Here is an 8,824-nt window from a genome sequence, read left to right as displayed (position 1 = left end):
TCTCCGCATCGTCCCATTCTCCTTTATTTGTGTAAAAGGGGTCGACGCCCTTTGGGGTTTGCGAACAAGATTTTAGGAAAAAGAGTGCATCTATAACCACCAAGATGCACAAAACCCATCGGATGATCTTGCCTGTTTTCCACATACCCTCAACCTACTAGTTGGTTATAAAGTTTTTGGAGCGAATCCTCGCCATCCAAACAAAAGCCAGGGTGCACTTTTGAGGTTTGCACAACAGTACTGCGCGTAGCCGTCAACCAGCGAAAACGAGATGCTGCATCCAGCTCGCCGATAGGGCCGGCATCTTTACCACCATTGCAGATCCGTTGGAATGATAGCAGGTTTTCTTCGAGCGCATCAATATCCAGATCTTTTGAAAAGGCCAGTAAGCGATCTTTATCAATGCTGTACATCATTTTTAAAAACTTCTGTTTAGTGCACAGCAATATTACCCCCACATTCAGGAATTCCTCGCGTTCTACTCTGGGCACCACGCGGATAACGGCATACTCAAATAAGTGACGATCTTGCATTTTGCGCTTCCTTTACAAAAATATTTGAGTTTTCTAATCGGGTATTCAGGAACTGAGCATAGATCTGCCTTTGCTCGTCTTCTGTTTCAAACGAACGATCTGTTAACCAGGCATCCGGTATCAAATCAACAACAAACTGTATAAATTCTGGTGTTAACAATGCTTTAAATTCTTCATCAACTGCATCTAGCTCAGATGCTTTTCTGAGCAATACATGATCTTTTATCTGCACGAACGGGCGGATAGCCTGCTCTTCCCATTTTTCCATACTGTGATGAAAATACAGGGCTGCACCGTGATCGATCAACCAAAGCTCTTTGTGCCACATCAGCATATTGGTATTACGCGCGGTGCGGTCAACATTGGTTAATAAGGCATCCAGCCACACTATTTGCGAAGCCAGTTTGGGTTCTACAAAAGTAACTGTAGGGTCAAACGTAATAGCACCCGACAGATAATGAAGCGCCAGGTTAAGGCCTACGCTAAACTTCAGCAAGTCCTGGATCTCCTCATCCGGTTCGGTACGGCCAAAAGCTTCATCCAGGTTTACAAATACCAATTCCGGTATTTTAAAACCCAGCTTACGGGCAATTTCGCCGCCTATCAGCTCGGCAATAAGGGCTTTCGGCCCCTGGCCTGCGCCCCTAAATTTAAGTACATATAAAAACCCGTCGTCGGCCTCGGCAATGGCAGGTAATGAACCGCCCTCGCGCAATGGCGTAACATAACGGGTAACATTAACGGTGCGTAACTCGGGCAGTGTATTGATCATAGTATTAGTGATGCTAATATAGGGATTTATCCTTTTGCAGAGGTTTGCCATACAGTACGCAGCAAAACTTCTCTATTATGCTTATCATTAGCTGCTTATATAGTTTACACGCTTGCATTTACTGTTGTTGCGCTTATATTAGCGTTTTAATTAAACCTCAAAACATATCTCATGAAACTTACCGGATTATTTCTTTTCTCTGCACTTGCCCTGGCATCGTGCACCCAAAAACCTGTTGCTACTGTTGCCGAAGGACCCGCTTCGCCCATGATAGGCACCTGGAAACTGGTATCTGCCGTAACCGTTACCAAAGGCGATACCGTTAAAGATTACCCCGTTCCAAACCAGGAAATGTTAAAAATATTAAACGCTACCCACTTTGCTTTTATGAGACATGATCTAAGCAAGGGGAAGGGCAAAGATGCTACCTACACCGCAGGGGGAGGCACCTACGATTTTAAAGGCGATAAATATACCGAGCACCTGGCCTACTTAAACGCACGCGAATGGGAAGGCCGCGACTTTGATTTTACCGTTCAGTTTAAAAACGATACGCTAATACAAAAGGGTATTGAGAAGATTGATAGCCTAAATATAAACCACGAAATAATAGAGACTTACGTAAAGCAGAAATAAGCTTATTATCTACAACAGTCTCTTAATTATTTAAACCTAACCTATCATGAGTACAAGAAGAACTTTTTTAAAGCAAAGCGGCGTTATTTCGGCAGCTATGGCTATCCCGGCAATTCCTTTTGCTGCCCCTAAAGCTAAATTTAAAGTGGGGCTGCAATTATACACCATCCGCGAAGCGATGGAAAAAGATCTGCGCGGTACCTTAACCAGTGTTGCCGGTTTTGGCTACCAGGAGGTAGAAACCTATGGCTTTAATTACGGCAACAATAAATACTACTGGGGGCTGGAACCAAAACAGGCAAAGCAACTAATGGATGACTGTAACCTAACCACCCCGGCCGGCCATTATGACCTGGATAGGTTTTTTGCTAAAGATAAAAAAGACGCGCTTACCAAATATGTTGATCAATGTATTGAGGGCGCTACCATAATGAAGCAGGATTACATTGTATGGCCCTGGCTTGCGCCCGAGTACCATAACATGGACGAGTTTAAACGCCTTGCAAGTACATTAAACACCATTGGCGAGCAAATAAAAAAGAGCGGCCTTAAACTGGCTTATCACAACCACGATTTTGAATTTATAACCCACGACGGAAAAATTGGCTATAACACCATTTTAGATGAAACCGACCCTGCATTAGTTAAGCTGGAGATGGACCTGTACTGGACCAGCCACTCTTCGCCGGTTGCCCCGTTGGAATGGTTTAAAAAAGAGCCCGGCCGTTTTGCCATTTTGCATATAAAAGATATGGATAAAACCGACCGTGAGCTGCACACAACCGTGGGCGATGGCACTATCGATTTTAAAACCATATTAAAAGATCATCAACTGGCGGGTGCCAAACACCTGTTTGTTGAACAGGGTAACAATTACATACCCGATGCTATGAGTAATGTAAAACGCAGCGCTGCTTATGTAAAAAACAACCTGTACCCTTTTATATTTTATATAGGCATTATCTTTTTGCAGGTGTTATGACCAAAAGCCCTGCACTTTTATTTGTGATGATGGATAGCCCTGCTGTTTAAGCAATTTACGCAGTTGGGCTACCATTGTATTGTTCCCGGCAAAGCCTATCTTTTTAATATAACTACATCCTCGCCTTTCAAACGTTTACCCGTGCCGCCTTTTAAACCATGATCGGTATAGCTGGCGGTTAAAATATAAGTGCCTTTTTTCTCTGTTCCGGCTGGCCTGGTACGGAAAGCCCCCTCGGTGCCGGTATAGTAACTTACGTTCGGGTCATTTGCCTGTTTTAAGATCCATTTAACAGTACTGGCCGCTTCATCGGCGGTTAGCTCCGGATGGGTTGGCATGCTTACCTTTCCCCAGATACCTGCCGAACCTTCTTTGATCCGCTTAGTCAACAGATCGATATTTGCAGATGTAACCGGATATTTTACGCCGATATCATGAAATGACGGGCCAATTAATTTTCCATTGAAACTATGGCAACTGAAGCAATTTGATGTACGTATCACCGCTAATCCCGGTGCATCCGGTGTGGCCTTGGTCGTTGCAGGTAATTTAGTTTTGCTGTCAGTATATTTCACCTCAAGCAGTACCTCCATCCCATTTATTTCTTCGTATTTAGAATCGCCGTCTTCTTTATCGGCTACATTTATCTGGTAGTTTACTTGCGTATCCCAATCAAAATTACCGTTAGTTTTTGGGGCGATAATTTTCACAACAGGTACCTGATTTTGTTGCTGTAATTTTTTTAAAGGAAATATAAACGAACACAAAAACAGGCAGAAAATAATACCTCCGTAAATCAATCCAACCCTTTTATTCATTGTAATCTTATAGTTTATTAATTTCTTGCGCTACGCGTTGTGCCGACCGGATGCAGGATTCCATACCCCGGCTCATATTATCAGCATAAGTGCCTGCAAAATAGATGCGGCCTTCAGGTATCATCAATTGCGGCCAAAATTTATTCATTTCCCCTATCGGGAACGCTTCCATCTCGCAGGCCGGGGCAAATTTATCCTTTGTCCAATCCTTTGTTAAAGCCTGCTCAATAGTATCATGTTTACCGGGATATACTTCGCGGAAGGCCGCCAAAACCCGTTGCGGCGAAAGCCCGCCGGGGCCGTAAGCTTTCAGCACAATACGTTTACTATCCACCTGGTTTGTTTCCTCCCAAATAGATGAAATATCGGGGTGCTCAAATTGCATATTGATACTTTTAAACCCATCATCAAGCCAAAACCTGCTGCTGGCCTCAAACACATAAAAGGGGTGCGATGAATAAGCCATATTATCAACCACGTATTGTTTCGTTGGTGATAATGCAGGCGTTATCGGTATATTTTTGAATATGGGCAGGGTGATACAGTTAATCAATACATCGGCAGTCATTTCCTTCTCCTCTTCAAAACCAAAAGCTTTGTACTTAACGGTTACTCCCTTACTGTCGTGCTTAATGCCCAGTACAGGGTGGTTTAGTTTTAAACGTGCACCCAGGCGCTTGGCAAAAGCTATAGGCAATTGTTCGTTGCCATCCTTAAGATGAAAGGTGTCTCCTTCGGATAGCGGGATGCCCCGGTGCTCCATGATATAGGCGCGCCATAAATAGTAAAGCGCTGAGGTATGTGAGCCACCCAGCCAGTTTAGAGCGGCTGGCGATGCACCTTCCTTTTTAAAGATCTCGGCAATCGGGAATTTATCATACTCATCATATCCAACCCCAAAAGGCTGGTATGGGTCTTTAAATTTTGCCAGATAGGGCTTAATATATAACGAGCTTAAGGCGTATGACGGATTTTGCGAAAGAAATTTAACCTCCTTATCGTTAAACCCGAATTTGGTAAGCACCGCCGGGTCTTTCAACATTTCTTCGGTGTAAAACTTACCTCCTATCATTTTCATTACATGGCCATTCGGCGCTGCTTCAGACCCTTCCGCATTGGGATAGGGAATTACTGCAAGTTTAAACTCGTCTACGTAATCAAAGAATTTTTCGTAACCGGGTTTGGTGATATGGTCGGCACCGTAATCGGCATACAAACCGTCAGACAGGCCGTCTCTACCGGTAAAAACATGCCCGCCATACCTGCCCGATGCCTCAAGCACTGTAACATCATGGCCGGCTTTCATCAATTCATAAGCACAGCAAAGGCCGGTAATGCCCGCCCCGGCAACTATTACCTTTTTGCCGGTGGCTGATACCGGGATATCAACAGGAATAAAATCCTGGCTTTCGGTATTTTTGGCTTGTAAAAACTGTGGGACCAAACCGGCGCTTGCACCGGCTATCAATGTATTTTTAAGGAACGATCTTCTTTTTATACCCATGATATTTATAAAGCGAATGTGCCTTAAAAGGCTATTGGTTATCGCAATATAAAAAAATGAAGTTGTAACGCCAAGCTTACTTCATCCTAATAGGTTTTTGTACTTTTACGCCTATGGCCAGCCCACTAAAAGACCTTTATTCCCCCTTATTTTATAACAAATTATCAGATTGCCTTACAGAAGTATTACCCGGCTTTGATAAGCAAAAATTCACTCAGCAAATTCATACCAAAGAATTTGAGAATATGGAGTTAAAGGAGCGCATGAGGCATACCGTAAAAACGCTGCACAACTTTATGCCTGCTGATTACAAAAAGGATGTTGCCATCATTAAAAACCTGATTATCCTGCTAAGAAAAAAAGGCATTGGCGAAGATGGATTGGCCTACATGTTCCTGCCCGATTATATTGAGGTTTATGGTATTGACGATTATGAAACCTCGGTTGATGCCCTGGAGTTTACCACCCAATTTGTAAGCTGCGAATTTGCGGTGCGCCCGTTCCTGCTCAAATATACCAACCCCCTGATGAAACAGATGCAGGCATGGACGTTACACGAAAATTATAAGGTACGCCGCCTGGCAAGCGAAGGCAGTCGCCCGCGTTTACCATGGGCTATGGCTGTGCCCGAATTAAAGAAGGATGTTTCACTTATATTGCCGATACTGGAGAACCTAAAAGCAGATCCATCTGAATGGGTTAGGCGAAGCGTTGCCAATAATCTGAATGATATCGCTAAAGATCATCCCGGAATTGTATTGGAAATAGCTGCCCGATGGAGTGGCATCAACAAAGAAACCGATGCCATTATAAAACACGGCAGTCGCACCTTGTTAAAGCAGGGCCACACCGAAATGCTGGCGCATTACGGCCTGCATACCAATGGTATCGACTTGTCGGATTTTAAAGTCCGCACCCCGCAAGTAAAGATTGGTGACAGCCTGGAATTTGTTTTTACTGTAGCCAACACTAACGCTGCAGAACAAAAGATAAGGTTAGAGTATGCTATCTTTTACCTCATGAAAAATGGCAAGCTGAATAAGAAGGTGTTCAAAATAAGCGAACGTATTTTTCAGCCGGGCGAATCATCAACCATTACCCGTAAACAGAAATTTATACTGATAACCACCCGTACCTTTTACCCGGGCATGCATAAAATTGCGCTGATAGTAAACGGACAGGAAAAAGCCACAGGCGAATTTAAACTGCTTGCTTAAATAAAAAAGCGGATAACCTTTCGTCCATCCGCTTTTAATCATAGATATGGGGGGGATTCTTTTAAACAAGCTTCCATCTAACAAACGCTTCAATAGCTTCGTATTCCGCCAGTCCCAGCTCATTGTATAAACGGGCGGTTTCGTGGGTACGGTCTTCGGCTCTAACCCAAAACTCGCGGGCGTCATCACCCGGGAATACAGGGATATCCTTTTGCGACTGGTGCTTAAATATAGCCAGGCGTTTGCGCTCCACTTCCTGCGGGGATAGCGGTACGGCCATTTCAATTTCGTGGATCTCAAACTCGTGCCATGCACCGCGGTAAAGCCAGATCCAGCAATCTTTCGTCCAGTCTTCTATCTGGCGCAGGCGGTTAAAGGCTTCCAGCATAATCTCGAAGCATACTTTGTGTGTGCCATGCGGGTCGGCAAAATCACCGGCGGTAAATATCTGGTGAGGTTTCACCTCCTGCAGCAACTGCATGGTTTGCTGTATATCATCCTCAAACGATACATCTTTTTGCTCCTTGCTCCGGTCATAAAATGGCAGGTCCATAAAATGGATGCGCTGGTCTTTTAAGCCTGCAAGCCTTGCCCCGGCAATAGCCTCGCCTTTGCGGATCAAACCTTTAACAGTACGGATCGCTGTTGTATCAGATTGATTGGGTTTCTTGGTTTTCAGGAACTCTACCATGTTTTTATACAAGCCATTCAGGTAGGCTGCATCCTGCGATTGCGATTTGGCAAAATCCATTGCAAATTCTACATAACGCAGCATCTCATCATCCCAAACCGCGGTGTTGCCCGATGTTTGGTAGGCCACATGCACTTCATGCCCCTGATCGGCCAGGCGAATAAAGGTGCCACCCATAGATATTACATCATCATCGGGGTGTGGCGAGAAAACGATAGAACGCTTTACAGCAGGCGTGGCGCGCTCGGGCCGCTGACTGTCATCAGCATTAAATTTGCCGCCCGGCCAGCCCGTAATGGTATGCTGTATATTATTAAATATGCTGATGTTGATATTGTAAACCGGCCCAAACTGTGTAGCCAGCTGCGCCATACCGTTTTTGTTATAATCGTTTTCGGTAAGCTTCAGGATAGGTTTGTTCAGGGTTTTGGCCAGCCATATTACTGCTTTTTTGATCAGCATATCGTCCCAAACACAGTCTTTAACCAGCCATGGGGTATCAAAGCGGGTAAGGTCGACAGATGCGTCACGGTCGATAACAAACTCAACGTTATCTGAAGTTTGCAGGTAGGTTGCCGGTACATCAGGCGATATTACACCTTCAATAGCCTTTTTAATGATGGATGCTTTTTTACCATTCCAGGCCATCAAAATAATTTCGCGGGCCTTAAAGATGGTACCAATACCCATGGTGATAGCCTTGGTTGGCACATTCTCTTTACCACCAAAATCTTTGGATGCATCTCGGCGGGTAAGATCGTTAAGGGTAACTAAGCGGGTACCCGAGTTTGGCGCCGAGCCCGGCTCATTAAAACCAATGTGGCCCGTACGGCCTATACCTAAAATCTGTATATCTATGCCACCGTAACTGTTTATCTTTTGCTCATAGGTAAGGCAGAATGCGGCTATATCCTGCTCTGCCAGTGTACCATCAGGAATATTCACATTGGCCATATCAATATCGATATGATCGAACAGGTTTTCCTTCATGAAGCGCACATAGCTTTGGGCCGAATCTGGCTGGATAGGATAATACTCATCCAGGTTAAAAGTAACCACGTTCTTAAAACTCAGGCCTTCTTCCTTGTGCAGCCTTATCAGTTCTTTATAAACTTTTATGGGCGATACCCCCGTAGCCAAACCCAGTACAGCGGTTTTGCCTACAGATTGTTTTTGTTTGATGATAGTGGCTATGCGCTTGGCTACATCAAGGCTTGCCTCGCTATCGTTCTCGTATATTTTTACCGGTACCTTCTCGTACCGGGTTTCTTCTAATAAATTAAGTAGCATCTTAGTTGATCTGATTGTTTTGTAAATATTGCTCCCAGGCCCAGGCCGACCGCATCATCTCCTCAATCCCAAATTTTGCCTCCCAGTCCAGTTGCTGGCGCGATTTGGTAACATCGCCCCAAACTTTGATGATATCGCCTACACGCCTTTCGCCAATTTTATAATCAAGCTTTACACCTGTAGTTTGCTCAAAGGCATTTATCAGTTCCAGCACAGTGTAACCTTTACCTGTGCCGATATTGAATACATCATAGTTGCCGGTAAGCTTGCCGCTTTCCTGCAGTTTAAGGGCTGCAATATGCGCATCGGCCAGGTCAACCACGTGGATATAATCGCGGATACAGCTGCCATCCGGGGTATCATAATCATCCCCGAAAACGG

Annotated in this window: 9 protein-coding genes; 3 read left to right on the top strand and 6 right to left on the bottom strand. The window is 44.5% G+C overall.

Annotation, left to right across the window (positions count from 1 at the left end; translation table 11 throughout):
• Window positions 1–149 precede the first annotated feature (149 nt).
• Window positions 150–533, bottom strand: coding sequence for a DUF3037 domain-containing protein (locus JWQ85_RS07400; protein ID WP_299466243.1), 384 nt, complete (start codon window positions 531–533; stop codon window positions 150–152).
• Window positions 511–1,305, bottom strand: coding sequence for a HipA family kinase (locus JWQ85_RS07395; RefSeq protein ID WP_299466240.1), 795 nt, complete (start codon window positions 1,303–1,305; stop codon window positions 511–513). Before JWQ85_RS07395 ends, JWQ85_RS07400 begins: the two co-directional genes overlap by 23 nt.
• A gap of 171 nt (window positions 1,306–1,476) precedes the next feature.
• On the opposite strand from JWQ85_RS07395, the gene JWQ85_RS07390 reads away from it, so the two are divergent.
• Window positions 1,477–1,941, top strand: a complete 465-nt coding sequence (locus JWQ85_RS07390; RefSeq protein ID WP_299466237.1) for a hypothetical protein — start codon at window positions 1,477–1,479, stop codon at window positions 1,939–1,941.
• Between the two features lie 46 nt (window positions 1,942–1,987).
• Window positions 1,988–2,923 carry a sugar phosphate isomerase/epimerase gene (locus tag JWQ85_RS07385; protein ID WP_299466234.1) on the top strand — a complete coding sequence of 312 codons (936 nt, stop codon included), beginning with the start codon at window positions 1,988–1,990 and terminating at the stop codon, window positions 2,921–2,923.
• Between the two features lie 95 nt (window positions 2,924–3,018).
• Here the strand turns inward: JWQ85_RS07385 and JWQ85_RS07380 are convergent, their stop codons facing one another.
• Together JWQ85_RS07380 and JWQ85_RS07375 are read right to left on the bottom strand one after the other, a co-directional pair.
• A complete protein-coding gene (locus tag JWQ85_RS07380) occupies window positions 3,019–3,633 on the bottom strand; it encodes a c-type cytochrome (protein ID WP_299466231.1) in 615 nt (204 codons plus the stop codon).
• Between the two features lie 115 nt (window positions 3,634–3,748).
• Window positions 3,749–5,245, bottom strand: coding sequence for an FAD-dependent oxidoreductase (locus JWQ85_RS07375; RefSeq protein WP_299466228.1), 1,497 nt, complete (start codon window positions 5,243–5,245; stop codon window positions 3,749–3,751).
• Between the two features lie 113 nt (window positions 5,246–5,358).
• Between JWQ85_RS07375 and JWQ85_RS07370 the strand changes: the two genes are divergently transcribed.
• A complete protein-coding gene (locus tag JWQ85_RS07370) occupies window positions 5,359–6,462 on the top strand; it encodes a DNA alkylation repair protein (RefSeq protein ID WP_299466225.1) in 1,104 nt (367 codons plus the stop codon).
• A gap of 61 nt (window positions 6,463–6,523) precedes the next feature.
• Here the strand turns inward: JWQ85_RS07370 and nagB are convergent, their stop codons facing one another.
• Both nagB and JWQ85_RS07360 read right to left on the bottom strand, forming a co-directional pair.
• Complete coding sequence (nagB, locus tag JWQ85_RS07365) at window positions 6,524–8,443, bottom strand: glucosamine-6-phosphate deaminase (RefSeq protein WP_299466222.1); 1,920 nt, start codon at window positions 8,441–8,443, stop codon at window positions 6,524–6,526.
• Between the two features lies 1 nt (window position 8,444).
• Window positions 8,445–8,824 (bottom strand): GDP-mannose 4,6-dehydratase (locus JWQ85_RS07360; RefSeq protein ID WP_299466219.1); only part of this gene is annotated, 380 nt, incomplete at its 5' end.

The organism is Mucilaginibacter sp., from assembly GCF_028288105.1.
GTDB lineage: Bacteria > Bacteroidota > Bacteroidia > Sphingobacteriales > Sphingobacteriaceae > Mucilaginibacter.
Note: the sequence above shows the minus strand (reverse complement) of the source record. Positions and strands in the feature narration are given on the sequence as shown.